Raw genomic sequence first — 25,422 nt, forward strand, 5'->3', positions numbered from 1 at the left:
CAGGATTTACCTGTCGGACGATTGAGCCGAGTTTAAGTTAAGCAGCGCATTGTCTTGCCAGACGGCTACAAACACACATTCTCCCCATCCCGAAAAACCGGTTTTTGGCTGAAACTCTGCGTTTCAGCCGCAATGGCGGACAATACCGTCAATCACGCGACGCGCTGCCGCGAAGGCCGCGTCTATAGACAAATGAGTCGTATCTAGCAACTCCGCATCGGCGGCGGCGGCCATAGGCGCATCGTCGCGTGCGGCATCGCGGGCATCCCGCTCCAGCAAATCTTTATATATCTCAGCCTCTTCGAGCTCTGGTCGGCCGTCAACCAGCTCCAGCCAGCGCCGGTGGGCTCTCGTTTCCGGGCTCGCAGTGACAAAGAATTTCACCGTAGCATCCGGGCAAACCACAGTCCCGATGTCCCGACCATCCAAAACCGCACCTGCGGTATTATTTGGTGGCGATTTCGCAAATCGGCGCTGAAAATCGAGCAGTGCCGCCCGCACTTCAGGATTGGCCGCAACAACGCTCGCCGCCGCGCCGACCTCTTTTGTGCGAATATCTGCGTTGGCCAGTTTTTCGATTTCGAAATTACGTGCCGCGTCGGCGGCGACCTTCACTTCGGCAGGATCCGCATTCTCCGACAGGACGATCCACGCGACGCCGCGATAAAGCGTACCGGTATCAAGATGAGCAAATCCGTAATGCGTCGAAATCAGACGCGCTAACGTCCCCTTACCGGAAGCAGCTGGCCCGTCTAGGGCAATAACGATGGGTCGATCCATGGCCTTTTCCATGGGCCCACAAACTGGACCACGCAACACAGTGGCGCAAGCCACCAAATGACGGCTCAATGCAATTAACCGGCGAAGCTGTCTACCGATTGTAACAGGCTAGCGACATATTTACGCTCATCAGCGGTCAATTCTGGGCGCCAAACCGAGAATATCAGAACCACCCGTGGTTCATCGCTGCCATTCCAGGCCTCATGTTCGATCGTGTCATTGAACACCCAGCCTTTGCCGCGCTCCCATTGGCGCGCATCATTGCCGACCCGCAGCCAACAATCATCAGGAACGATAATCGGCAAATGGCAAATCAATCGAGAATTCAAAAAACCGGAATGCGGTTCAATATGCGCCCCCGGCGCGAGCCTTGAGAACAAGACCATCGGCGCGCGGCCCGGTACTTCTTCCATCGGCACCGTGGAAAGCGCTTCAAGGGTTTTCGGGAAACTTTTCGCGACGGCCTCGTTCAATACACCATCACGCCACAAAAACATCGCGCTCCAGTCGTTGCTGTTGAGCATATTGTGGTCATGCCGGATTGGACGATTGCCCTCTTGGTGAATATATGGCGCGAATAATGAGGGCTGATCCATCACGGCTTTTAATTCATTCGCGATGTCACCGGTCGCAGCTTCAAGACCATCCATCCAGTCAAAAGACTCTCGCGGATAAAACTCTTTCGGCGGCATATCCGGAAAGTAATAAGCACGCGGCGTTTCCACATATCGGCGCGTTTTTTCCGTCAGGAAATCGATGGACTCTGCAAATCGCGCGCTTGATGCCGATAGAGGAACCCCATCTTTCTCCAGGGACTCTTCAATATGTTTCATCATATTGCTCTGGTGCACTTCGATTGCGGCACGAGCACGATAAATTTCCTTGGCGATTTCGGGCGGAAACACATCCGGATCCGGCACCAGCTTTACGACCGCATTGTAAAACGACGCCGCGGCCCGGCGATCGCCCTGCGCCATGAAACAATCACCCTTTAGCAATAAAGCCCGAATGTTTTTCGGGCTTTGCCGCAAGACTTCATCAAGGGCTTGCTGCGCGGCCACATAGTCATTCATGCCATGCCGCGCGAGCGCCACCGCAAGCCAGGTATCCGCATCGCGATCACCCGCAGCGATAATAGACTCGAACTTTTCGCGGGCGGTTTTAGGATCGCCGTTACGCAGTGCCGCCATGCCCTCGCGGCCGATTTCGTTCAAATCCCTCGTCTGCGACATTTCCGTCTCCTTTTGGTGCCGTGCGGCAGTCTTATTGTTTTATATTTCCGCCGATAGAATTTATCTGATCGATAAAATCAGGGAAGCTTGTTGCGATCATTGATGCATCATCAATTTCAATCGGCTGCTCACTCGCGAGGCCAGCGACCAAGAAGCTCATGGCAATGCGGTGGTCATGATTGGTTTTGATCAACGCACCACCAATCATCCCGGGCGTGCCGCCTGCGCCACTCACCTTTAGCCAATCCGGGCCGCTGACTGCATCTGCGCCGCAAGCAACGAGACCGGCCTCAACCGAGGCAATGCGATCACTTTCCTTCACGCGCAATTCTTCAAGACCGGTCATCATGGTTTCACCATGAGCGAATGCGGCCACCACTGAAAGAATTGGATATTCGTCGATCATCGACGGCGCTCGGGCGGCAGGAACCTCAATACCGCGCAGGACCGAATGGCGGGCGCGAATATCGGCGACATCCTCACCATTCTCGACCCGCTGGTTTTCGAAGGTGATGTCTGCACCCATCTCGCGCAGGGTCTGATAAAGCCCGGTGCGCAGCGGGTTGAGCAATACCCCTTTTACCACGACATCAGAATGCGGGACGATCAATGCCGCCGCGATAGCAAAGGCCGCGGAGGATGGGTCGCCGGGAACATTTACGTCACAAGGCTTAAGCGACTGGCCACCATCCATTGTAATGAAGCGGCCATCTTTGCCATCAGAAGCCGTCGATAGCTCGACGCCAAATGCGGACAACATACGCTCGGTGTGATCGCGGCACAGAACCGGCTCATGAACACGCACGGTTCCGCTCGCTCCAAGCGCCGCAAGCAGGATCGCTGATTTCACCTGCGCAGAGGCAGAGGCGAGTTTAACCTCAACGGCGCGCAATCCGTTTCCATTTTCCTTGATCGTGACCGGCAGTCGGCCCTCGCGGTCATCGGCCTCAACGCCCATCATGCGCAATGGCTCAAGGACGCGACCCATCGGACGACCGCGAAGCGAAATATCGCCATCGAATGACGCGCGAATGCCGGCACCCGCTACGGCCCCCATAACCAATCGGACACCGGTACCGGAATTGCCGAAGTACAGTGATTTTTCCGGCGATTGCCATTGCTCGCCAATCACCCGCCATTTTCCCGGTCCGTCCCGCTCGACGGAGGCACCAAGCGCCCGCATCGACGCCGCCGTCCGCAACACGTCATCCGCCTCTAAAAGGCCGGTAATCGCGCTTTCGCCCTTGGCGAGCGCGGAAAGGATTAAGGACCGATGGGAAATCGACTTATCGCCCGGTGCGGTTACGGTGCCCGATAAAGAGCCACCTTTGGTCGCAATCGGGCGACGGGTTACAGTATCACTAGACTTACTCGTAGACGCGGACATCGCGTTGTTTTCTCCGGATTCAAGGATGAATAAAGCGCAATCCTTTTGACAGTCGCGCCTCGTCGTGGCAACAGGGCTTCTTTCAAGACAACTTTCCCCCAATGAACGGCGAATGACCATGACGAAACCTGAACTTGGCGTAAAACGCGACTGCCCAGAATGCGGCGCGCGTTTTTATGACCTCAATAAAGAGCCGGCTCACTGCCCGAAATGCGATCACGAATTTGTACCGGAAGCGCTATTGAAACCTCGCCGCACGCGCAAAGAGGAAGAAGAAGACGCGACACCGGAAACAGAAGAGAAGACGAGCGATAAGGAAACCACGCTCGAAAACGCAGAAAAAGAAAAGCGCGCCGCGAAATCCAATCGCCGTCCTAGCCTCGATGATGACGAGGACGACGACGAGGATGATGACGATCTCGCCAGCATTGCTGATATCGACGTTGATCTGGATGACGATGACGAAGAGTCTAATGACGGTCTTCTGGATGACGACGATGACGATGATGTTTCGACCATCGTCAAAACTGGTGGCGATGACGACGACCAGTAATCGGCCAATTTTTGGTCTTGCGCGCAGCCTGTTGCGTCGCTAGGTTCCGCCACCCATATCCCAAATATGGGTGGCTATCATCTGAAACAGGATGATCAATACTACCCGCGCTAAGGCGCAAATGGGGCTATAGCTCAGTTGGGAGAGCGCTTGCATGGCATGCAAGAGGTCGTCGGTTCGATTCCGACTAGCTCCACCATTTTTCCCATATCGAACAGCAGGTCTGGTGTCAGTTATCACAATAGTGCTGCTGCGCAGACGTCTATCGACAAACCCTTCCGCGCACCAATAAATCGTCACCAAGATTTTCGACGGTTATATTTTCAAGGCGCGTTGCATCGGCGATTGCGCTTGGTCCTTGGCCGCCAATCGCGGGTTTTGCTTTTCCGCCTAAAATCATCGTCGGTGCGAGGAAGGCCCAGACCTCATCGACCAGCGCCTGATCGAAGAAGCTGCCCAGAACCGTACTGCCACCCTCAACCAGCAGCGATTGAACATTGCGCGAATAAAGCTCGGCCAGTAGCGCCTCAAGGTCGACCTGTGCATGGACATCGCGCGGGAAAATAACGACATCACTCCCGGTTGTTTCAAATGGTGTTTTTGTCATCGGCGAAATCATATCGGTCACCGCCAATAAAGCCCCATCACCATACACTTTGCTTTGAGGATCTGTCCGGCCCGTACTATCGATGACCACCCGAAGCGGTTGGTAGGCCGGATCAAAGTCGGTGTCATTTTCGTCGCGCGCAGTTAGCCGCGGGTTATCATAGATAATAGTATCCGCGCCCACCAAAACCGCGTCTACGGACTTTCTTAGCGCACGACCGGACCGCCGCGCGTCTTCATTGGTGATCCACTGACTGTCGCCATTTTCCGTTGCAATGCGCCCATCTAGGCTCATCGCCATTTTAGCAACCACCATCGGACGTTTGTTTTCTTCTGCAAAAAACCAGAATCGATTCTGCTCTCGGGCCTCTGCTTCGCAAAGACCGCTATGCACTTCAATGCCCGCCGACCTCAGTCGCTCCCCACCACCTGAGGCCAACGGATGCGGATCGGCTACGGCGAAATAAACCGTCGTGACGCCCGCATTTATCAATACCTCCGTACACGGACCTGTACGGCCATGGTGACAACAGGGCTCCAAGGTCACATAGGCCGTCGCACCTTTTGCATCCCCCGTATCTTTAAGCGCAATCACTTCGGCGTGGGCGAGCCCTGCTCCCAAATGCGCGCCTTCGCCAATAATCGATCCATCGCGAACAATGACACAACCAACCATTGGGTTTGGTGAGGTTCGCCCCTCACCGGTTTGCGCTAGCGCTAATGCCCGGCGCATAAAATGCAAATGCTGATCGCCCTCACCACTCATGTTACGCGCGATAATCGGGGTTTTCATAATCGAAGCGACATCCCGCCTTCCATGCATTGCGATCATTGCCGTGGTTCGAAATGCCGCCAGCGTCCTTCATCATTTTTGCAAGATGCATAAGATTCCACGTCATGATCGTGGTGTTGCGTTGGGTGAAATCATTATCAATCCCAACGGGACCATCATCACTTTCATCACCATAAGAAGGCCCCGGCCCAGCCTCGCCAATCCAACCGCAATCGGCTTGTGGCGGTATTACATATCCCAAATGTTGAAGCGCATAGAGGATTGTCATGGCACAATGTTTTATCCCATCCTCATTGCCCGTAATGACCGCGCCACCGACTTTTCCGTAATAAATGCTTTGACCTTTCTCATTCAAAAGGCCGGACATCGCATAAAGGCGCTCTATCACTAATCGGCAGACCGAGCTTTCTTCACCGAGCCAGATCGGTGTTCCTAAAATCAATATATTCGCAGCCTTTACCTTTTCCCAAATCGAGGGCCAGTCGTCGCGATCCCAACCATGTTCGGTCATATCCGGCTGTACGCCAAAAGCGATCTTATGTTCCGTAGCATGAACATATTCGACCTTGATGTGGTTTTTTTCCATGATCGACTGGGCGACAGAAAGGAGTGTTTTTGTATGAGATTTTTCCGAATTTATCTTCAGGCTGGTGTTAATAATGAGGGCCTTTAATCCTGAGAAATCGGTCGTGCTTTCATCACATAGCGTCGTCTGCTTCTCGGTAAGTGTCATGCGACTTCCTCCGGCGATGGCGTTGAACGAACGCAATTACGCGCATTGTTGAAAAACACTACAATGCGCAGTTTTGTTCCTCGCTTGGCTACTCAAGATTTATATCAGAGAACCGAGTCTTCGCCCATGAAGGCCCAAAGATTTCTTTCACGATTGCGCTGCCACGCGCCGTTTTTGAAGCGCCGGACGGATCAATCGCCGATAGCTAAGCGCTAGCCCGGTCCAAACCAGAAACATGCCCGCGATAGAACCAAGGCCGGCAAGCGTTTGTCCAATGAATCCAAATATTTCGCCCGTATGCAGGTAACGCGCAAAAATGCGCGCGCGCATGCCGGCGGTCCGCCGATCGCTAGGGCGATCAGTGCTCAAAAGCGCACCATCGGGCGCGATCACCGTTTCGAATTTATTTTGATAACGGGCACCATTGCCGGTATCGACGCTAAAAAATATCGGCTCATCAAATGCGCTCTGTGCCGGAAAGCTGATCCGTTTCCAATTGGGATTGAATGATGCCGCCCGTTGCATCCGTTCTTCGATTGATAATGGTTCATTGCCCATATTAAAGTCCGGCAACTCAACTGGCGTTGGAGGTGCCCCCCGCCCCGCTTGCGGCTCTTCGCCATATGCAGCAAACAATATTTTATTCGCCCACGGATAATAAAAGATTGTCGCCGTCATCGCCATTGCGATAATCGGAACCAGCATCCAAATACTGAAAACATGGTGCCAATTATAATCACGCGCTTTACCAGTTGGTGGTGAAGCGTTGAACAATAATTTTGACTTAACCAACACCCAGCGAAGGCTCGGCGTAAGCCACAAATAGAGCCCGCTAATGGCAAGGAAAATAAACAACAAATTCGCCCCGCCAGTGATCGCACGTCCGGTCTTGCGCGCCTCGCCTTCGAGCGCAAACCACCGATGAAACGCCATGACTTTGCCAAAGAATTTATCCGTCGCCGTATTGCCTTCGAGCAAAAGCTCCCCCGTGACCGGATGAAGCAAAAGTTGCTTGCGACCTTCGAAAATTTTGACCGGTGCCTTCGGATTTGACGGAATCTCGACGCGAACATTCTCGCCATAGGTGAATGCCAAAGCGGCAAATTCGTCGGCCGGCAACCTTTGACCGTCTATTTTTTCGACAAGCCCTCGCTCAGCGGCTGCAACGATCTGCCGCTCATAGGTCAGCAACACCCCTGTGAGCGACATCATGAATATGACAAGGCCGGCAAGAACGCCGGCGGAAAGATGCATCCAAAATATTGCGCGTCGGAATGTTTTCATAAGATCTGTGTTCTTGGTGTGAGGAAGCAGTTGGAAGAGGGCCAGACGAAACTGCGTAAGATTTGAAATCTGAAATGCCTATTTGCGAATAATTATCACTTTCATATTTGGTGTAAACCGCTCGCGCAACAAATGGCCCAATATAATTGTCACGAAAGCGCCTGAATCCCGCTGAATGTTAATCATTTTTTGCCGCCCCGCTGCTTTAAACGACTTTGCGCCATGTTAGACACAACCGCGAAAGGTCGTCATTGAGCGGCCGGGTTAAGCGCTTGAATTCTAGGGCGGAATTTCCGCCCCATTGATTTGGGAGAAAGCCATGAGGCTTATGGTTACCGGCGGTGCCGGATTTATTGGTTCCGCTGTTGTTCGCCGTGCGATTGACGCTGGCGATACTGTTCTGAATGTCGACAAGCTGACCTATGCGGCCAATCTCGACAATATTGCGTCGGTCGCCGATCACCCGAATTATCAATTCTCTCAGTCCGATATTTGCGACATGCCAAAAATGGCGCAGCTCATTACCGAGTTCAAACCGGACTGCGTCATGAACCTTGCGGCGGAGACCCATGTTGATCGCTCGATTGACGGGCCGGGCGCATTTATTCAGACGAATATCGTCGGCACTTATTCGCTGCTTGAGGCATCGCGAGAGTTCTGCAAGAGCGGGAATGCCCCATCTGGCTTCCGCTTTCATCACATCTCGACCGACGAAGTCTTTGGCTCGCTCGGACCGACCGGAGAGTTCACCGAAGACTCGCCCTATCAACCCAACTCGCCCTATTCGGCCGCAAAGGCATCGTCGGATATGTTGGCGCGCGCATGGCGCGAGACGTTTGGCCTTGATGTCATCGTGACCAATTGCTCGAACAATTACGGCCCCTATCAATTCCCGGAAAAATTGATTCCGGTTGTGATTATTGCGGCCCTCGAAGGACGCGATATTCCGATTTATGGCAAAGGCGACAACATTCGCGATTGGCTTTATGTCGAAGACCATGCGGATGCGTTGTTGCTTGTGGCGCGAAAAGGGAAATCCGGCGAGACCTATAATGTCGGTGGCCGGGCAGAACGCACCAATCTTGAACTTGTCAAAATGATTTGCGCTGTTCTCGATGACGAGCTGAGCGACTCCCCGCATCGGCCTCATGAGAGCCTGATCAAATTTGTTTCGGACCGCCCGGGACATGACCACCGTTATGCCATCAACTGCGATAAAATTGAGCGGGAACTCGGCTGGCAGCCGTCAGTTTCCGTCGAAGAAGGAATGCGCCAAACCGTACTTTGGTATTTGAACAACAAAGAATGGTGGGAAGCCATTCGCGGCAAAGGGTTTGACGTCGCAAAACGCCAGGGATTAGGCCAACAAAAGAGCTGACATGAATATTCTTGTCTTCGGTAAAAACGGTCAGGTCGCAAAGGCGCTGCAATTGGAGCCTGTGCCAGAGGGCAGCTTGACCGCCCTTGGCCGCGATGATGCCGATCTTCTTGTGCGCGGGAATGCGGAAGCCGCGATCAGGGAACGAAAACCGGATATTGTCATCAACGCCGCGGCCTATACGGCGGTAGATAAAGCCGAAGAAGAAATCGACGCCGCGAAAGCGTTGAACACGGACGCACCGGCGGAAATGGCAAAAGCCGCGCATGATATTGGCGCGCAGTTCATTCACCTGTCCACGGATTATGTTTTTGACGGAACAAGCCATGACCGCTTGACCGAGGAAGCGCCGACAAATCCGCTCAACAAATATGGGGCGACAAAACTTGTCGGCGAAACGCAAGTCATGGCCGCGCACCCCAAAGCGGTGATCCTTCGTACCTCGTGGGTTTTCTCTTCTTTCGGCAATAACTTTGTAAAAACCATGCTTCGCTTGGCCAAAGATCGTGACGCCCTGTCGATTGTTGCGGATCAAATTGGCGGCCCAACCGAGGCAGGCGACATTGCCCGTGCGGCCCTTGCCATTGCCGCAAAGAAACATCGCGGCGCACCCGGTAGCGGCATTTATCATTTCCAAGGCAACCCACCGGTCAGCTGGGCAGAGTTTGCCGAAGCAATTTTCGAGACCGCCAATGTCACAATGTCGGTCAGTCCAATTCCGACAGCGGAATACAAAACACCAGCGGCGCGGCCGCTAAATACCGTTCTGGATTGTGCGCGTATTGAACGCGATTTCGGTGTTGCGCAACCTGATTGGCGCAGCGGTCTGGTCCGGGTTGTCAAAGAACTCCAAAGCAAGGAAAGCAAGTCATGAAGGGTATTATTCTCGCAGGCGGATCGGGCACACGTCTCTATCCGGTGACGCGCGGCGTCTCGAAACAATTGATGCCAATCTATGACAAGCCGATGATCTATTACCCGCTCAGCGTACTGATGCTTGCGGGTATTCGCGACATCCTTGTGATTACTACACCGGAAGATCGCGCATCGTTTGAACGGCTTTTGGGCGATGGCAATGAATGGGGCATTTCGATCAGCTATGCGACGCAACCAAGCCCGGACGGATTGGCGCAAGCCTTTATCATCGGCGAAGAGTTTATCGCCGGCGATAAATGCGCATTGGTTCTGGGGGATAATATTTTCTACGGACACGGATTAACTGACCAATTGCGAGCGGCAGCCCAACTTGAAAACGGCGCGGAAATTTTCGCCTATCAAGTCACTGACCCTGAACGTTACGGCGTTGTTGAATTTGGCGAGGGCGGCGAGGTTATTTCCATCGAGGAAAAACCGCAAAAACCTAAATCGAATTTTGCGGCAACTGGCCTCTATTTTTATGACGAAACCGTCGTTGAGCGCGCCAAACAGGTTAAGCCGTCGGCCCGCGGTGAGTTGGAAATCACCACCCTCAATGAAATGTATATGCATGATGGCTGCCTGCGGGCGCAGATGCTGGGTCGTGGCTTTGCGTGGCTCGATACCGGCACGCATGAATCGCTTCTCGAAGCGGCGCATTTTGTGCAAACCATCGAAACCCGTCAGGGCCTCAAGGTTTCCTGCCCCGAAGAAATTGCCTACCGATCTGGCTTTATCGACCGGGATCAATTGCTGAAACTGGCGGAACCGCTCAAAAAAAATCAGTACGGACAATACCTGACGCGGCTCGCTGGCGCGTAATATCGCGGGAATCCCTCGCTTCATCGCACCGAATCCGAGTATTCGGCGGGGACTTCACACCCGAAAACTGCCCGCTGCCTTGACCGGGGTTGCGCATTGCGCCATTCGCACTTTATGACGGCGCAAAAGCTTGTATAAATTGCAGGTTTAAACACAAGTAGCTCTGATAAATGGGAAGCGATATGAAGATCCTGGTGATTGGTGGGGATGGTTTTTGCGGGTGGCCAACGGCGCTACACGTGTCGAATGTGGGGCACGAGGTTGTAATCGTTGACAATCTTTCGCGCCGGAAAATCGATATCGAACTTGAAGTCGAATCGCTGACCCCGATCCAACCGGTCTCGACGCGCCTTGCGGCCTGGAAAGAAGTTTCCGGCAAAAGCATCACTTTTGAAAATATTGACGTCGCGAAAAACTACGCTCGACTGGTCAACCTTTTGAACGATTTCGAACCGGATGCGATTGTTCATTTCGCTGAGCAGCGCGCTGCGCCTTACTCCATGAAATCGTCTTACCACAAGCGTTATACGGTCGATAACAACCTCAACGCGACAAACAATGTTCTCGCGGCGATTGTTGAATCGAGTGTTGACCCGCATCTCGTGCATTTGGGCACAATGGGCGTCTATGGTTACGGCACAGCGGGCATGAAAATCCCCGAGGGTTATTTGCCGATTAAAATCGAAACTGATGATGGTCAGGAAATCCGTCAGGAAATTCTGTATCCGGCAAATCCCGGCTCGATCTATCACATGACGAAAACCCAGGACCAATTGCTGTTTGCGTTTTACAACAAAAATGACGGCCTGAAGATCACTGACCTTCACCAAGGCATTGTTTGGGGTACACAGACGGAAGAAACCAAAAAAGACGAACGCCTGATTAACCGCTTCGACTATGACGGCGATTATGGCACTGTTCTTAATCGCTTTTTGATGCAGGCGGCTGTTGGTTTCCCAATGACCGTTCACGGTACAGGCGGGCAGACAAGGGCGTTTATTCATATCCAAGATACCGTCAAATGTATTGAGCTTGCGATCGAAACGCCGCCACAACATGGCGAACGGGTTCGTATTTTAAACCAGATGACCGAAACCCACCGCGTGCGGGATCTGGCGAAATTGATCGAGTCTAAAACCGGCGCAGCGATTGAATATGTAAACAATCCGCGCAAGGAAGATGCCGAGAATGATCTTCACGTCGAGAACGAACGCCTTTTGGGCCTCGGTCTTGATCCGATCACGCTCGAAGAAGGTCTTCTCGAAGAAGTCACGGAAATCGCGCGCAAATACGCAGACCGGTGCGACAAAACGAAAATCCCGTGTATTTCCTACTGGACGGACAACCAGAAAAAAGACGCTTAGGCGACTTTTAAATTTCGCGAATTTGAGTGCGGCGCAATTTTATTGCGCCGCATATTTTTTGAAATAGATCAGCGTTTCATCATAGGACTTTGAATCCGCCGTACGCCAATCATGTACGCTATCGGCATTCAATAGCGCCCCCTCTGGCGACAAGATCAAAATCGTCGGTGTTCCGCGGACCTCCAACACACCAAATCTTAGCGCGACATCAAGATTGCGGTCGCGATAACCGACATCGACCCAAACCAGTTCATACCCATCGGCGATTACGGCGGCGAGTTCCGGCTCTTCGAACTTGGCAGCCAATCCGCGACTATCGTGACACCAGTTCCCGCCGAGCACCAAAAGCACATTCTTGCCGCTCGCTTGCGCGGCGGACAAAGCCACATCGACATCCATCATCGCATTTCGCGACGCATCAAACGGGCGCGGATTATCGTCATGGTGTTCGCCCTCCGCCGCCTGCGCGACAACCGGCGACACCGGGTTCGCCAACCCAACAACGGCGGCGACGGCCAACCCAACACAAAATGCCTTTAACATGGCCTAAGCCTCCTTGAGATAGCTGGATAAACGCGAACAGGCTTCGCGGATGATCTCCGGCTTCTTACAAAAACAAAAACGGACAAAATTGCGCGGCGCATCGCTTTGTGACGGATGATAAAACGCAGAAATGGGAACGGCAGCGACTTTCGCATGTTCGGTAATTTCCCGGCAAAAGGCGGCGTCGTCATCGCGTCCGACCGAATGAATATCGACCGTGATAAAATAGGTTCCCGCACAAGGCAGAACATCAAACCCCGCCTCAGCCAAACCTGCAGCCATCAAGTCACGCTTTGCCTGCATGTCGGCCTTGAACGCGGTGTAATAGTCATCGCCCATGCGCAGCCCGGCGGCGACGGCTTTTTGCATCGGGATTGGCGAAGTATAGGCCAGATGTTGATGCGCCTTCATCACGCCCGTAATCAAATGGGCAGGGCCCGAAACATAGCCGATCCGAAACCCGGTTAGTGAAAATGTTTTTCCCGCAGAGCCAATGCGAATGCAGCGATCGCGCATCCCCGGCAAAGTCATCAGCGGCTCATGCGGGACGCCATCAAAAATCAGATGTTCGTAAACTTCATCGCAGACCACGATCAGGTCGTTTTCAATCGCAATATCGGCAATAAGTGACAATTCATCCGTAGACATCACTTTGCCGAGCGGATTATGCGGCGTATTGATAACGATCAATTTTGTCTTTGGCGAAATAGCTTTTTCAATCGCCGCGCGATCAAGCCGCCAATGGGGCGGGACAAGATTAACGAGCTTGATCTGCGCCCCTGCGGCTTCGATTTGCGGCGCATAACACTCATAAAACGGCGCGAGTAATACGGCCTCATCCCCCGGCGACAAAAAGCCTAAAAACGCCGCAGCCAGCCCTTCGGTCGCGCCGGAAACCACAAGGGTCTCGGTTTGCGGATCAAGGTCGAGGCCGTAAAAGCGCTGATTGTCATACGCAATGGCGGTGCGCAATTCTTCGATGCCTTCGACCGGCGCATATTGATTTGGCCCATCGATTGTTGCTTGGGCGGCGATCTCTCTGATCTCGCGCGGGCCGTCTTCGTCGGGGAAGCCCTGGCCAAGATTGATCGCATCATGTTCACGCGCAAGGCGCGACATGGTCGGAAAAATGGATTGGGGACGGTCAGAGAATACAGAATTTAATCGCGGCATTTAGAGTTCTTTTTTAGGGCGGGATATCCCGCAACTGTCAGATCGAAGAACGACTATAGCCTACCGCGTCATGGCGTGGATAACTACGCACCAAATCAGGGAATTATTGAAATTTTCGCGAGCCAGGCAATATTTTACCTGCTCTACAACCACAAAAAAAGCCGGGTGATCGCTCACCCGGCTTGATTAAGTTTAGGCAGCTTTCTTCAGCGCCTTTTTCGCTTTTTTTAGTTTTGATTCTTGTTTCGCGATGATTTTTTTGCGGCCTTTGATTTCTTTTTTTAGTTTTTTAACGCGCTTGTTTGCCATTGATACTTCTCCTTAAGGCACTGAATTTCGACCGGCGCAGCGACCTATTTCGGGGGCTTCTCCTGCTCAGCAAGAAACCCCTTGATGAAACGGCGGATCTCCCGTGCCGCGCTGGTATCCATCTCATCACAAAGCTCAATGAAGCGATCTCGGTCTTTGCGATTAATGCGAATGACCAATTGGCTATCTTTTTTGTTCGCTTTTTTTGTCTTGTCCGCCATGATCGCTAACGAGTTATGCAATGAATGTACAATGTATATACATTGCATCCCATTACGTCAAGCGCATTTCGGGCATAAAAAAACCGCCCCGAAGGGGGCGGTGTTTAGTTGCGGGTCGTGGGGGATATTATTGTTGAGGGTCCTCGTCGGCAGCGTCTTCGATGTCCTCTTCCATTTCTTCAGCGGTTTCGTCGACGCGGTCGCCAAATTCATCGGCGGCTTCTTCGGCCTCTTCGCTGACATCATGGGCAGCGTCTTCGGCATTTTCTTCGATGTTCTCTGCGGTTTCATCAATGGCGTCGCCTGCTGCATCAGCGGCGTCTTCCATATCATCACCGGCTTCTTCGGCGGCTTCGCGCGCGTCGGCACCAGCCTCTTCCATTTCATCAGCGGCGGTATTGTCACCACAGGCAGCAAGGCCCGATGCGCCGAAAACCAGTGCGATACTTAAAAGTAATTCTTTTCTCATGGCTCCTGCCCTTGTTTGCTTTCGGGAAGGAGAACACGGGGAACCGAGAAAGGTTCATTTGCAGACCGAAGATAAATCTCGGCTGTGATTAATTATGCGAAAGAAAAAGACGCTAGCGAGATCCGCTAGCGCCTATATTCAGACTGGAATGAACGCGCTTTTAAAGGCTTTCATTCGCCTTCTTGACGGCTTCGGCTTCGAGATACAGTTCCGAGCCCATCTCTTTATATTTGTCTGACATTTCCTTCATGCCCTCTTCCGAGAGGCGTTCGAGGTCTTTTTTCTCGTTGTCAGAAAGACCATCCGCATAGTCGCGAACGTCCTGCGTGATCTTCATGGAACAGAATTTCGGCCCGCACATGGAACAGAAATGCGCGACCTTATGCGCCTCTTTCGGCAAGGTCTGGTCGTGGTAATCACGAGCGGTTTCCGGATCGAGGGCGAGATTGAATTGATCTTCCCAGCGGAAATCAAACCGCGCGCGGGAGACCGCATCGTCACGCACCTGCGCCGCCGGATGACCTTTCGCAAGGTCCGCCGCATGGGCCGCGAGTTTATAGGTGATCACGCCGACTTTAACGTCATCGCGATCAGGCAGACCAAGATGCTCTTTAGGCGTCACATAGCAAAGCATGGCCGTACCGAACCAGCCGATCATCGCCGCGCCAATACCGGATGTGATGTGATCATAACCGGGCGCAATATCGGTCGTGAGCGGCCCAAGCGTATAGAACGGGGCTTCGCCACATTCTTTTAGCTGTTTGGTCATGTTCACGCGGATCTTATGCATCGGAACATGGCCCGGCCCTTCGATCATGACCTGACAACCGTGATCCCACGCGATTTTTGTCAGCTCACCAAGGGTTTCAAGCTCAGCAAATTGCGCGCGGTCATTGGCATCCGCCACAGAGCCCGGACGCAAGCCATCACCGAGCGAGAACGACACGTCATATTTGCGCATGATCTCGCAGATTTCTTCAAAGTTCGTATAAAGAAAGCTTTCGCGGTGATGCGCGAGGCACCATTTCGCCATGATCGAACCGCCGCGCGAAACAATGCCGGTGACGCGATCTGCCGTCAGGTGAATATAAGGCAGGCGCACGCCCGCATGGATGGTGAAATAATCAACGCCCTGCTCGGCCTGTTCGATCAGGGTGTCGCGATAGACCTCCCATGTCAGGTCTTCGGCAACGCCATTGACCTTTTCAAGCGCCTGATAAATCGGCACCGTCCCAATCGGCACAGGCGAGTTGCGAATGATCCATTCACGGGTGTTATGGATATTCCGGCCCGTCGAAAGGTCCATCACATTGTCTGCGCCCCAGCGGGTCGCCCAGACCATTTTATCGACCTCTTCCTCGACCGATGACGCCACCGCAGAGTTACCGATATTGGCATTGATCTTTACCAGGAAGTTTCGGCCGATGATCTGGGGCTCGATCTCCGGGTGGTTGATATTGGACGGAATGATCGCGCGGCCACGGGCAATTTCGGAGCGCACAAATTCCGGCGTGATAAAAGGCGGGATCTCCGCGCCAAAGCTCTCGCCTTGGGCGACGCGCTCTTCCGCGCCTTCGAGCATTTGCTTGCGGCCCAGATTTTCGCGGATCGCCACATACTCCATCTCGGCGGTAATGATCCCCGCCTTGGCGAATTCATATTGCGTGACCGGGCCCGTGCCGGTACCGCGCAAGGGGCGGTTTCTAATCGGGAATTCACGCGCCAGAAACTTACCGGTCGCGCCGCCATTGTCTTCGGGTTTCACGTCGCGGCCGTCATATTCCTCGACATGGCCACGCGCTTTGATCCATGCGGTACGCGTGCGCGGCAGACCCTTTTCGACATCAATCTCGACATCTGGGTCCGTATAGGGGCCGGATGTGTCATAGACCGGCACCGCCGGTTCGTTCGCACTCGGGTGCAGGTCAATTTCGCGCACAGGCACGCGAAGATCCGGATACTGATCGCCAGACACATAGACTTTGCGCGATGATGGCAAGGCCCCCGTGGTGACTTCAGGTGTTTTAAATTCAGACTGGGGGACGTGTTTGTTCATGATGCAACTTTCTTGGAAAGGTTGGATAAATTTTTAATGCAGAAGGGCGCGGCGTATCAGGCGATACCGACCCGGCCAGTAAAACCAAGCAGCAATAAAAGCGCGCCGAGAATGATAATGCCGACGGCGAAGCCAAAAACCGCGCCGGGGCGGAGAAGACTCGCAGACCATTTCATGAGCGGGTCCGGCATGGCGATAAGCACGACCCCTTCGATCGCGGCGACCCAGCAAAAGATACTGATCGCGATGGCGAGCGGGTCTGTCCAGATATTGTGAACCATGACCAGAGCCGAACCGAGCGCGAAAACGAAAACGCCGGAAATATAGGTCAGCCCCTTATGGGCGCGGAACTCGTTGAGCATCGCCGCCCAACGGTCGCGATCCAATAGGCCAGAAACCCCCGCCGCGATCATGTAGATCCCGAACGCCTTGGCCAATGACAATGTCAGTACTGAAGAAGTCGTAATCATTTTCGCCTCCGTCCCTTCGCCGGTCTTAACCGATCAGGTTCAAAGGGTGCCCGTGTGACAAAACACGGTCTCAGCCGGTGCGCCGGCGCCCCTCGGAATATAGGGGATATCTAGCAAATCAACGGAAGGCGCGCAAGGATAGCGCAATCCGCAAAAAGCCGGACGCAATCCCCTGCGCCCGGCACCAATGTTATAACTATTCCGGTTTACTTCGCGCGCATCATAAACACGCCAAGCCAGATAGAACTGTCTGAACGCCTAGTTCTCGTCGAACCGCGGTGCATCCTCGCGCGTAAGGCGATAGATCAGAAGCGCCGCCCGCGCCGTCGCATCTTGTACCGACGGCACGTCGAGCCATTCATCCGGTGTATGCGCATTTCCGCCCTGTGGGCCGAGCCCATCCATCGAAGCGGGCACATGGGGGGCCGCGAAGGAAATATCGGCGGCACCGCGTTTTGACGGGTCGTTGCCTTTCAATGGCCCCTGCCCGAGATCCTCGCTGACATCCGAAACGATTTCCAGCAACGCCATATTCCCTTGCGTTGGTGCCATGGCCGGATAGCTGTCTTGAAACGAAATCTCGGCTCCGGTTTGAGGGAGGTGGTCCTCTACGATCGCGCGCATTTTCGCCCGCGCCGCCTCTTTTTGTTCTTCGGAGATAAAACGCAAGCCTCCGTCAACCACAGATTTTTGTGCAACGACATTGGTTTTCCCGAATGCCGAACCTTTGGTCGCGGTTTCGTCATACTCGACATCGGTGCCGCCAACGAGAACGCCGGGGTTGAATGTCAGATATTCTTCATCAGCAAGCGCATCATAGAAATCATTCAGGATACGCCCCATCTCGAAGATCGCCCCTGCTCCAACCTCGTCAGAAAAGACCACACTCGAATGAGCGCGCACGCCGGTCGTTGTCAGCGTCCAACCCGAAGCCCCCCGGCGCGAAGTCACGACTTCCCCTTCCGAGCCGCCTTCAAAATTAAGCGCCACATCAGCGTCTTTGGCAGCTGCAATCAGGTGCTTGCGCGATATTGAGATTGGCTTGCCGCTCATTTCCTCGTCGCCGGTCATGAAGACCGTGATGTCCGCATCCTCAATCAAGCCTAGTTCGTCGAGCGCTTTGAGCGCATAAAGGATCACCACATTGCCGCCCTTCATGTCGACAACACCGGGGCCTGTGGCGCGGTCACCATCGCGCTGCCAAACCTGGAAATCACCGTCTTTTGCAAAGACTGTATCAAGATGCCCAATCAGCAGCAGGCTGGCACCGGTTTTTCCTTTTTTCACCGCTCTGAAATGCCCGGCGCGATCGACTTTTTCCTGTTCTATCCAGTCTACGTCGAAACCCAGCGCTTCGAAGGGTTCGGTTTGGGCGTGACCAACCTCACGCACGCCCTCATGATTCATGGTGCCGGAATTGATGTTCACCACCTCCTCAAGAAAGGTGATCGAGTCGTCGAAATTCGCCTCTACGCGCGCGACAATCGCCGCCTCTTCTTCGCTGAGCGCGCTTTGTGGCGCGGCCTGTGCGAATGCTGCAACCGGAACAAAGGCGAGGGATAAGAGAGCAGTGGCGATTTTCACAGGCGAGGACTCCTATTGATACCAACGACGCCGCCAACATGCCGCGTCCGCTTTGAAAAGCAAGGTACCCTTACTGCCCGCCCTCAGCGTTGGGCGCAACCACGCCAATGATGGGCCCCATGGCTGCGCCGGGGTCGTTACGTCCAAGCGCCGGCGCATAAAGTCGCGAGATCGTCCCGTCGAGATAAAGCGCATTCGGTGTTTTCAGCACGTCGCGGAAGAAAAGCGCAAAATCGTAAAACCGCACCGGCGTATCAGCGAGCACGAAAATGACCGTCCCGCCGGGCGTCACGCCAACACCATTGCGCCGCTTGAGAGAGGTCGATTTGGGCAAAAACCGCGGATGGATTTCGTTATCAATAACGAGCATTGGCCCGGATTGGGTCGCATAATCGGCACCCTCTTTTCCGTCCGTGGTAACGCCGGCCCTATCGCCCTTTATCCAGAAAACGCCATTGGGTTTCATGTGAAAATTGCCCGGCCCATCATTTGTGTTGAGGGGCTTTAGGGTTTCACCGCCCTCAACATACTGCCCAACTGGCGATCGGTCTTGGTGATACATCCCGGCGTTCATGCCAAAGACCAACTTCTCGCCTTTTCGAGCAAGACTTTCGGCGAGCACGTTGAAATGACCGAAAGGGTCTCCGTTCGTGTCGTTTAAAAACAGGCGCAGATCATGTTTCGCTGGCTCAAACTGACAGACAAGATAATCGGTTTTATCGACGACTTGTCGAATACAGGCATTATCAGCAGCCATTGCGGGGGAAACAAAAAACGCAAACAACAATACCAAGCGCATACGGATAATATGGCTTGGGACTCGTCGTGTGCCTGCGCGGCATCGCGCATATATATCGAATGTCTTTTTCAATTTGTCGGTTTCCTCACCGCTGCATATGCATTTAGGCCCGACGGCAAGGAAATCGACCGGGGACTGTTTGAAACTGTCTGTAAAACAGGCAATTCCCACCAACCCTTTTTAGTTCCGTCCCTGCGCCAGCATCACCTGGATCAGGTTCAAAGGATTCATCTCAGTCCCATTTGCCCATACTTCTTGGCGCGTATTGCTCCTCATGAAACTCTCGAAAATTGCTTTCCGCGAGCTTGTGATAAAGTTACGCGTCGCACAAGTCGTCACCAACTGGTGACAGGCGGGACGCTCCTCGGAACAAGAGAATGATGACTCAAAAAACCACAACCTGCAAGTGAAATCGGCGCAATAAAGTTGCTTATGCGGTATCCGGACGTTTAAGCGAAACCGGCCTGTTTACAGGGGTTTTTAGATAAAATTGTATCTTCCGCAAGGGAACCAAAGTGATCACAAAACGTTATGACGGATCGGCTATTTTCTCGCGCTGGGCTAAGGCAATGGCTTGCGCAATCGCTGTCCGCATGGCGGCTTTTGAATGGTTGACGGTCAAGCTATCAAGAAGCTCTCCGGTATCGCGATCAACAAGAAGCGTAAATCCGGTTGCGCCTTTAAAGCGCGGATAAAGATCAGACAAACCCTCTTTGCGGGCTTGCGCTTCAACGCTTCCTGTCTGGCCGAAGGTGAAATCCAGCCGCACAAATTTGACCGGCTTGTCGGAAAATTCCGGCACTACTTCTGCGAGGCGCGGCTCCAATATTTTGCATACGGAACACCAGGCAGAAGCAAATGTCACCGCAATGATTTCCGGCTCGCCTTCATAGACATATTTGGCATCGGTTGCTGACGTCCGGCCAACAATTGAAAAAATTGCGATCCCGAGAATCGCAACAACCGGAAAAACAAACTTTTTGAAACGCTGCATCTTTGGCCCTCACTACGGATAGACCCTAACCGATCGGCGTGGGCCTATCCATATAAGCGCAACTCAATTCTGCGCGATGGGTTTAATCCTGGAAGGGGTCGCGCATCAAAATGACGTCATCACGCTCAGGGCTTGTTGAAACAAGCGCAACCGGCGTTTCGATCAGCTCTTCAATGCGCCGGACATATTTCACCGCTTCCGCCGGAAGATCGGCCCATGAGCGGGCCTTTTCGGTTGAGCCGCTCCAGCCGGCCATGGTCTCGTAAATCGGCTCCGCGGCCGCCTGGCGCTCGGCCCCCGCAGGGAGGTAATCAAACGCCTCGCCATTGATGCGATATCCGACACAAACTTTCAGTTCCTCAAAACCATCGAGCACATCAAGCTTTGTGAGCACGATGCCATCAACGCCAGCGATCTTGAGTGACTGACGCACCAGACACGCATCGAACCAGCCGCAGCGGCGCTGACGCCCGGTGACGGTTCCGAACTCGTGGCCGCGTTCACCAAGACGCTTGCCGATATCGTCCTGCAGCTCTGTTGGGAACGGTCCTTCGCCCACACGGGTCGTATAGGCTTTGACGATACCGAGCACATAATTCACCGCGCGCGGCGCAAGCCCAGACCCGGTAGCGGCTTGACCGGCCACCGTGTTTGAAGAGGTCACGTAAGGATAAGTGCCGTGGTCAACGTCAAGCAAAACCCCTTGCGCTCCTTCAAACAGGATGCGCTTGCCGGCTTTGCGCGCATTGTCCAGCTCACGCCAGACAGGCCGCGCGAAGGGCACAACTTTAGGGGCAATTTCGCTGAGTTGTTCAAATAGCTTGTCCGCAGCGAAATCCGCCTGACCAAAACCACGGCGCAGCGCATTATGATGTACAAGGAGATTGTCGATTTTTTCGCGAAGGGTCGAAAGGTCAGCCAGATCAACCAGGCGCAATCCGCGGCGACCTGCTTTATCTTCATAAGCCGGGCCAATGCCGCGCTTGGTGGTACCGATTTTAACGCCGGTTGCCGCGCCTTCGCGCAGGGCATCAAGCTCTTGGTGGACCGGTAAGATCAGGGAAGCATTTTCCGCGATCCAGAGATTGGCGTGATTGACGACCACGCCTTGCTCGCTGATGCGGGCAATTTCCGCCAAAAGAGCAAACGGATCGACCACAACGCCAGAGCCGATAACCCCGACACAGCCGGGGCGCACAACGCCCGAGGGCAGCAACGATAATTTGTAGACCTTGCCATCAATGACCAATGTGTGACCGGCATTATGGCCGCCTTGGAACCGCACAACCACATCGGCGCGCGCCGATAACCAGTCGACTATTTTGCCCTTGCCTTCATCGCCCCACTGCGCGCCGACAACTGCAACATCTGCCATTTAGGCCTCCGACCTTAATCAGGGCCCAATGCCCATTGATAACGCGGCGCACAATAGGGGCTTTGGCGGGCTGGTCAACGTATTCAGCGCGCTAATTGCGCCATTCCGGCGCGCTTGGTGAAAACTCACCCGATTGCGGTTTGTCGCCCGATGGGACTAGTGTTTCTGGCAGCAATGAAAGGATATGTCATGAAGCCTTTCCTGATCGCGGCCACATCTATAGCGATGGCCACAAGCGCCATGGCCCAGCAGCCTCAACTGACCTGCGACGCCCCCATTTACAGCGCTTTCGATTTCTGGCTTGGGGATTGGGTCGTCACCGCAAATGACCAACCCGCCGGCAAAAACACCATTTCGAAACAGGAAAATGGGTGTCTTTTGTTAGAGCAGTGGACGAGCGTGAATGGCAGCACGGGTCAAAGCTATAATTTCGTCGACCCGGCGCGTGAAAATTGGCGGCAAGTCTGGGTTAGCGCCGGAGCCGTTATCGATATTGGAGGCGGTCTCGACGAGAGCGGCGCCATGCGCCTTGAGGGAACGATCACCACAAGAACCGGCGATCAAGCGCCCTTTGAAGGGGTTTGGACACTGCGCGATGATGGCAGCGTCAAACAGCATTTCAGGCAGTTTAATCCCGAAACCGACCAATGGGATGACTGGTTCATCGGTATCTATCGAAAAGCGGCGGACTAGAAATTTCGGCAATAAAAAAGCCCGGCGATGCCGGGCTTTTTCGTCAGCTTGTGAATGGCGTTAAAAGCTTAGCGCAACCGCCTGGGTCACGTGGGGTAAGGCCTGAACCTTTTCGAGCACTTTATCGCTTAAGGGTTCATCGACGGCGACAAGCGCAATCGCGCCTTCGCCCGGTGCGGAACGGCCAAGATTAAAGGTCGCAATATTGACCCCTGCCTCACCCAATGTCTGGCCAAGCGTACCGATGAAACCGGGCTTGTCTTCATTGGTTGTGTAAAGCATATGCGGCGCGAAACCGGCTTCCATCTCGACGCCTTTGATCTCGATGATGCGCGGGGTCGAACCAAAGATCGTCCCCGAAACCGTCCGCTCTTGTTTCTCGGTAACAATCTTTAGACGGATAATACTCTCATAGCTGTCGGCGTCATCGCGGCTTGTCTCCGCAACAGAAATGCCGCGCTCTTTCGCAATCACCGGTGCGTTGACGATATTGACCTCTTGCAACATTGGCTTGAGGACGCCGGCCACCGCAGATGCCGTCAGTGGCTTGGTATTCAGCGCCGCAACATCACCTTCGAATGCGATTTCAATCTTTTTAAGACCGGTCTGCGTCAACTGCCCCGCAAAAAGGCCAAGTTTTTCGGCAAGCGCGATATAGGGCTTGAGGCGCGGTGCCTCTTCGGCTGTGACCGATGGCGAGTTAAGCGCATTAGAGACTGCGCCGCGCATCAGATAGTCAGACATTTGCTCTGCAACCTGAATAGCAACATTCTCTTGCGCTTCGGTCGTCGAAGCACCGAGATGCGGCGTCGCCACAACTGCGGGATGGCCGAACAAAGGATGCTCGGTAGCTGGCTCGGTTGCATAAACATCAAGCGCGGCCCCGGCGATATGACCTTCGTCGAGCGCATCTTTAAGGGCTTCTTCATCGACCAGACCGCCGCGTGCGCAATTGACGATAAAGGCGCCTTTTTTCAGCTTGGCGATATTTTCGCGGCTGAGGATATTGCGGGTCTGATCCGTCAGTGGCGTGTGCAAGGTTACGATATCCGCCTTGGCCAATAGCGTATCGATATCCGCTTTCTCAACGCCAAGCTCTAGCGCACGCTCTTCATTGAGGAACGGGTCGAAAGCAACAACACGCATTTTAAGGCCAATCGCGCGATCCGCGACGATGCTGCCGATATTACCGCAACCAATCACACCCAAAGTCTTGCCGAAGACCTCAGCCCCCATAAAGGCAGACTTTTCCCATTTGCCTTCATGGGTCGATTTGTTCGCCTGCGGAATTTTACGAACGAGCGAAAACATCATCGCAATCGCGTGTTCGGCGGTTGTAATGGCGTTACCGTAAGGCGTGTTCATCACAACGATACCCGCGGCCGTCGCAGCGGGAATATCAACATTATCAACACCAATACCGGCGCGGCCGATGACCTTCATATTTTTTGCAGCGGCGATCACATCTGCCGTGGCTTTTGTGGCTGAACGAATGGCCAGACCGTCATATTGATCGATCACGGAAAGGAGTTTTTCCTTATCCTTGCCAAGTTTCGGTTCGAAATCGACATCAACACCGCGATCACGGAAAATCTGCACGGCGGTTTCGCTCAATGCATCTGAGACTAGGACTTTGGGCATGGTAATCCCCTGAATGTAAATTTGAAAAAAAGACTAAAGAGCTGTTTTCGCGCTGGCATAGGCCCAATCGAGCCAAGGTCCGAGCGCTTCAATATCTGCGGTATCAACCGTTGCACCACACCAGATACGCAATCCCGGCGGGGCGTCACGATAGCCACCGATGTCATAGGCCGCATCCTGACTTTCGAGGAGCTTTTCCATCGCTTTTACGAAAGCGCGCTGATCAGCCTCTTCAAGCGCCGCGATTTCCGGGTCCGTAATCTTGAGGCATACGGACGTATTCGACCGCAAAGCCGGGTCTTCGCAAAGGAAATCGAGCCATGGCGTTTTTTCGACATATGCGCCAAGCGCCGCCGCATTCGCATCAGCGCGCGCATGCATTGCATCCAGCCCACCAAGCGATGACGCCCATTTCAGCGCATCAAGATAATCCTCAACACACAGCATTGATGGCGTGTTGATGGTCGCGCCTTCGAAAATACCTTCGATCAATTTTCCGCCTTTCGTTAGACGGAAAATTTTTGGCAATGGCCAAGGCGGCGTATAGCTTTCAAGGCGCTCAACCGCGCGCGGCGAAAGGATGAGCACGCCATGTGCGCCCTCTCCGCCGAGCACTTTCTGCCACGAATAGGTCACCACATCGAGCTTCGCCCAATCGAGCGGCTGCGCGAATATTGCGGAGGTCGCATCGCAAATCACAATGCCTTCGCGATCAGCGCTAATCCAATCCGCATTCGGAACCCGCACACCAGAGGTGGTGCCATTCCATGTAAACACGACATCATGCGCCGGGTTTACGGCGGCCAGATCGGCAATCTCACCGTAACCGGCCGTTAGTGAGCGCGCATCGAGCTTGAGTTGTTTGGTAACGTCGCTGACCCAGCCAGCCCCGAAACTTTCCCAAGCGAGCATATCTACCGGGCGCTCACCCAGCATTGACCACATGGCCATTTCGACCGCGCCGGTATCCGACGCGGGCACAATACCAATGCGGTAATCATCAGGCACACCCAAAAGCGCGCGCGTACGATCAATCGCTTCGCCAAGACGGGACTTGCCTAGCTTTGACCGGTGCGAACGACCGAGTGCTGAAATATTGAGTTCTTGAGGAGAATATCCCGGACGCTTTGCGCAAGGACCGGAAGAAAAATGCGGGCGCGCAGGACGCACCGCTGGTGTCGTTTGTGTCATCATTCCATCCTTCCAGATGGTTAGCACCCCGTTGGGGGGGTGTGGCCCGCCGCAACA

The 25,422-nt window shown here is 53.9% G+C and carries 24 protein-coding genes, 1 tRNA gene and 2 riboswitches; of the genes, 7 read left to right on the plus strand and 18 right to left on the minus strand.

Annotated elements, in window-relative coordinates; translation table 11 throughout:
* Positions 1 to 123 precede the first annotated feature (123 nt).
* The 3 genes from cmk to aroA all read right to left on the minus strand — a co-directional run bounded on the left by cmk (position 124) and on the right by aroA (position 3,399).
* Positions 124 to 768 (minus strand): (d)CMP kinase, encoded by a 645-nt coding sequence (gene cmk, locus ABFZ83_RS10160; protein ID WP_411818823.1) that lies wholly within the window; start codon positions 766 to 768, stop codon positions 124 to 126.
* An 86-nt stretch (positions 769 to 854) separates the two neighbouring features.
* The gene (locus ABFZ83_RS10165) at positions 855 to 2,012 is read right to left on the minus strand and encodes an aspartyl/asparaginyl beta-hydroxylase domain-containing protein (protein WP_411816439.1); all 1,158 of its coding nucleotides are present in this window, start codon (positions 2,010 to 2,012) and stop codon (positions 855 to 857) included.
* A 31-nt stretch (positions 2,013 to 2,043) separates the two neighbouring features.
* Positions 2,044 to 3,399 carry a 3-phosphoshikimate 1-carboxyvinyltransferase gene (gene aroA, locus ABFZ83_RS10170; RefSeq protein ID WP_411816440.1) on the minus strand — a complete coding sequence of 452 codons (1,356 nt, stop codon included), beginning with the start codon at positions 3,397 to 3,399 and terminating at the stop codon, positions 2,044 to 2,046.
* Between the two features lie 118 nt (positions 3,400 to 3,517).
* On the opposite strand from aroA, the gene ABFZ83_RS10175 reads away from it, so the two are divergent.
* Complete coding sequence (locus ABFZ83_RS10175; protein WP_411816441.1) at positions 3,518 to 3,952, plus strand: TIGR02300 family protein; 435 nt, start codon at positions 3,518 to 3,520, stop codon at positions 3,950 to 3,952.
* A gap of 123 nt (positions 3,953 to 4,075) precedes the next feature.
* Positions 4,076 to 4,151: transfer RNA gene (locus ABFZ83_RS10180), tRNA-Ala, on the plus strand.
* A 63-nt stretch (positions 4,152 to 4,214) separates the two neighbouring features.
* Here ABFZ83_RS10180 and ribD read toward each other — a convergent pair.
* The 3 genes from ribD to ABFZ83_RS10195 form a co-directional block, all read right to left on the minus strand.
* A complete protein-coding gene (gene ribD / locus ABFZ83_RS10185) occupies positions 4,215 to 5,351 on the minus strand; it encodes a bifunctional diaminohydroxyphosphoribosylaminopyrimidine deaminase/5-amino-6-(5-phosphoribosylamino)uracil reductase RibD (protein WP_411816442.1) in 1,137 nt (378 codons plus the stop codon).
* A complete protein-coding gene (locus tag ABFZ83_RS10190) occupies positions 5,326 to 6,084 on the minus strand; it encodes a flavodoxin family protein (protein ID WP_411816443.1) in 759 nt (252 codons plus the stop codon). The genes ribD and ABFZ83_RS10190 overlap by 26 nt, the downstream gene beginning before the upstream one ends.
* 147 nt (positions 6,085 to 6,231) lie before the next feature.
* Positions 6,232 to 7,368 (minus strand): PepSY-associated TM helix domain-containing protein, encoded by a 1,137-nt coding sequence (locus ABFZ83_RS10195; protein WP_411816444.1) that lies wholly within the window; start codon positions 7,366 to 7,368, stop codon positions 6,232 to 6,234.
* 319 nt (positions 7,369 to 7,687) lie between these two features.
* Here ABFZ83_RS10195 and rfbB point away from each other — a divergent pair, with 319 nt between their 5' ends.
* The 4 genes from rfbB to ABFZ83_RS10215 all read left to right on the plus strand — a co-directional run bounded on the left by rfbB (position 7,688) and on the right by ABFZ83_RS10215 (position 11,847).
* Positions 7,688 to 8,746 (plus strand): dTDP-glucose 4,6-dehydratase, encoded by a 1,059-nt coding sequence (gene rfbB, locus ABFZ83_RS10200; protein WP_411816445.1) that lies wholly within the window; start codon positions 7,688 to 7,690, stop codon positions 8,744 to 8,746.
* A 1-nt stretch (position 8,747) separates the two neighbouring features.
* Positions 8,748 to 9,620 carry a dTDP-4-dehydrorhamnose reductase gene (gene rfbD, locus ABFZ83_RS10205; RefSeq protein ID WP_411816446.1) on the plus strand — a complete coding sequence of 291 codons (873 nt, stop codon included), beginning with the start codon at positions 8,748 to 8,750 and terminating at the stop codon, positions 9,618 to 9,620.
* Positions 9,617 to 10,483 carry a glucose-1-phosphate thymidylyltransferase RfbA gene (rfbA, locus tag ABFZ83_RS10210; RefSeq protein ID WP_411816447.1) on the plus strand — a complete coding sequence of 289 codons (867 nt, stop codon included), beginning with the start codon at positions 9,617 to 9,619 and terminating at the stop codon, positions 10,481 to 10,483. The genes rfbD and rfbA overlap by 4 nt, the downstream gene beginning before the upstream one ends.
* Positions 10,484 to 10,665: 182 nt before the next feature.
* Entirely contained in the window at positions 10,666 to 11,847 is a 1,182-nt protein-coding gene (locus tag ABFZ83_RS10215) for an NAD-dependent epimerase/dehydratase family protein (RefSeq protein WP_411816448.1), read from the plus strand.
* Positions 11,848 to 11,886: 39 nt separating this feature from the next.
* On the opposite strand, the gene ABFZ83_RS10220 is transcribed toward ABFZ83_RS10215, so the two are convergent.
* The 10 genes from ABFZ83_RS10220 to ABFZ83_RS10265 all read right to left on the minus strand — a co-directional run bounded on the left by ABFZ83_RS10220 (position 11,887) and on the right by ABFZ83_RS10265 (position 21,840).
* A complete protein-coding gene (locus ABFZ83_RS10220) occupies positions 11,887 to 12,390 on the minus strand; it encodes a thioredoxin family protein (protein ID WP_411816449.1) in 504 nt (167 codons plus the stop codon).
* A 3-nt stretch (positions 12,391 to 12,393) separates the two neighbouring features.
* Positions 12,394 to 13,563, minus strand: coding sequence for an aminotransferase (locus tag ABFZ83_RS10225; RefSeq protein WP_411816450.1), 1,170 nt, complete (start codon positions 13,561 to 13,563; stop codon positions 12,394 to 12,396).
* Between the two features lie 353 nt (positions 13,564 to 13,916).
* Positions 13,917 to 14,093 carry a hypothetical protein gene (locus ABFZ83_RS10230; protein WP_411816451.1) on the minus strand — a complete coding sequence of 59 codons (177 nt, stop codon included), beginning with the start codon at positions 14,091 to 14,093 and terminating at the stop codon, positions 13,917 to 13,919.
* A gap of 127 nt (positions 14,094 to 14,220) precedes the next feature.
* Positions 14,221 to 14,562 carry a hypothetical protein gene (locus tag ABFZ83_RS10235; protein ID WP_411816452.1) on the minus strand — a complete coding sequence of 114 codons (342 nt, stop codon included), beginning with the start codon at positions 14,560 to 14,562 and terminating at the stop codon, positions 14,221 to 14,223.
* A gap of 160 nt (positions 14,563 to 14,722) precedes the next feature.
* Positions 14,723 to 16,618, minus strand: a complete 1,896-nt coding sequence (gene thiC / locus ABFZ83_RS10240) for a phosphomethylpyrimidine synthase ThiC (protein WP_411816453.1) — start codon at positions 16,616 to 16,618, stop codon at positions 14,723 to 14,725.
* A gap of 56 nt (positions 16,619 to 16,674) precedes the next feature.
* Positions 16,675 to 17,088: a DUF2065 domain-containing protein gene (locus ABFZ83_RS10245; protein ID WP_411816454.1), complete on the minus strand. Its 414-nt coding sequence runs from the start codon at positions 17,086 to 17,088 to the stop codon at positions 16,675 to 16,677.
* Positions 17,083 to 17,191, minus strand: a riboswitch (TPP riboswitch). It overlaps the preceding gene by 6 nt.
* 155 nt (positions 17,192 to 17,346) lie before the next feature.
* Positions 17,347 to 18,672 carry a M20/M25/M40 family metallo-hydrolase gene (locus ABFZ83_RS10250; RefSeq protein ID WP_411816455.1) on the minus strand — a complete coding sequence of 442 codons (1,326 nt, stop codon included), beginning with the start codon at positions 18,670 to 18,672 and terminating at the stop codon, positions 17,347 to 17,349.
* A 70-nt stretch (positions 18,673 to 18,742) separates the two neighbouring features.
* Entirely contained in the window at positions 18,743 to 19,543 is an 801-nt protein-coding gene (locus ABFZ83_RS10255) for a phosphodiester glycosidase family protein (protein ID WP_411816456.1), read from the minus strand.
* Positions 19,544 to 19,643: 100 nt separating this feature from the next.
* Positions 19,644 to 19,754: riboswitch (TPP riboswitch) on the minus strand.
* Positions 19,755 to 20,000: 246 nt separating this feature from the next.
* Positions 20,001 to 20,465 carry a thioredoxin domain-containing protein gene (locus ABFZ83_RS10260; RefSeq protein ID WP_411816457.1) on the minus strand — a complete coding sequence of 155 codons (465 nt, stop codon included), beginning with the start codon at positions 20,463 to 20,465 and terminating at the stop codon, positions 20,001 to 20,003.
* An 82-nt stretch (positions 20,466 to 20,547) separates the two neighbouring features.
* The gene (locus tag ABFZ83_RS10265) at positions 20,548 to 21,840 is read right to left on the minus strand and encodes an adenylosuccinate synthase (protein WP_411816458.1); all 1,293 of its coding nucleotides are present in this window, start codon (positions 21,838 to 21,840) and stop codon (positions 20,548 to 20,550) included.
* Between the two features lie 117 nt (positions 21,841 to 21,957).
* On the opposite strand from ABFZ83_RS10265, the gene ABFZ83_RS10270 reads away from it, so the two are divergent.
* Positions 21,958 to 22,533 (plus strand): hypothetical protein, encoded by a 576-nt coding sequence (locus ABFZ83_RS10270; protein WP_411816459.1) that lies wholly within the window; start codon positions 21,958 to 21,960, stop codon positions 22,531 to 22,533.
* Between the two features lie 60 nt (positions 22,534 to 22,593).
* On the opposite strand, the gene serA is transcribed toward ABFZ83_RS10270, so the two are convergent.
* The gene (gene serA / locus ABFZ83_RS10275) at positions 22,594 to 24,180 is read right to left on the minus strand and encodes a phosphoglycerate dehydrogenase (RefSeq protein WP_411818824.1); all 1,587 of its coding nucleotides are present in this window, start codon (positions 24,178 to 24,180) and stop codon (positions 22,594 to 22,596) included.
* 27 nt (positions 24,181 to 24,207) lie between these two features.
* Positions 24,208 to 25,368 carry a phosphoserine transaminase gene (locus ABFZ83_RS10280; RefSeq protein ID WP_411816460.1) on the minus strand — a complete coding sequence of 387 codons (1,161 nt, stop codon included), beginning with the start codon at positions 25,366 to 25,368 and terminating at the stop codon, positions 24,208 to 24,210.
* Between the last annotated feature and the right edge of the window lie 54 nt (positions 25,369 to 25,422).

The sequence above is a fragment of the Hyphococcus formosus genome (assembly GCF_046736345.1).
GTDB classification, from domain to species: Bacteria; Pseudomonadota; Alphaproteobacteria; order Caulobacterales; family Parvularculaceae; genus Hyphococcus; species Hyphococcus formosus.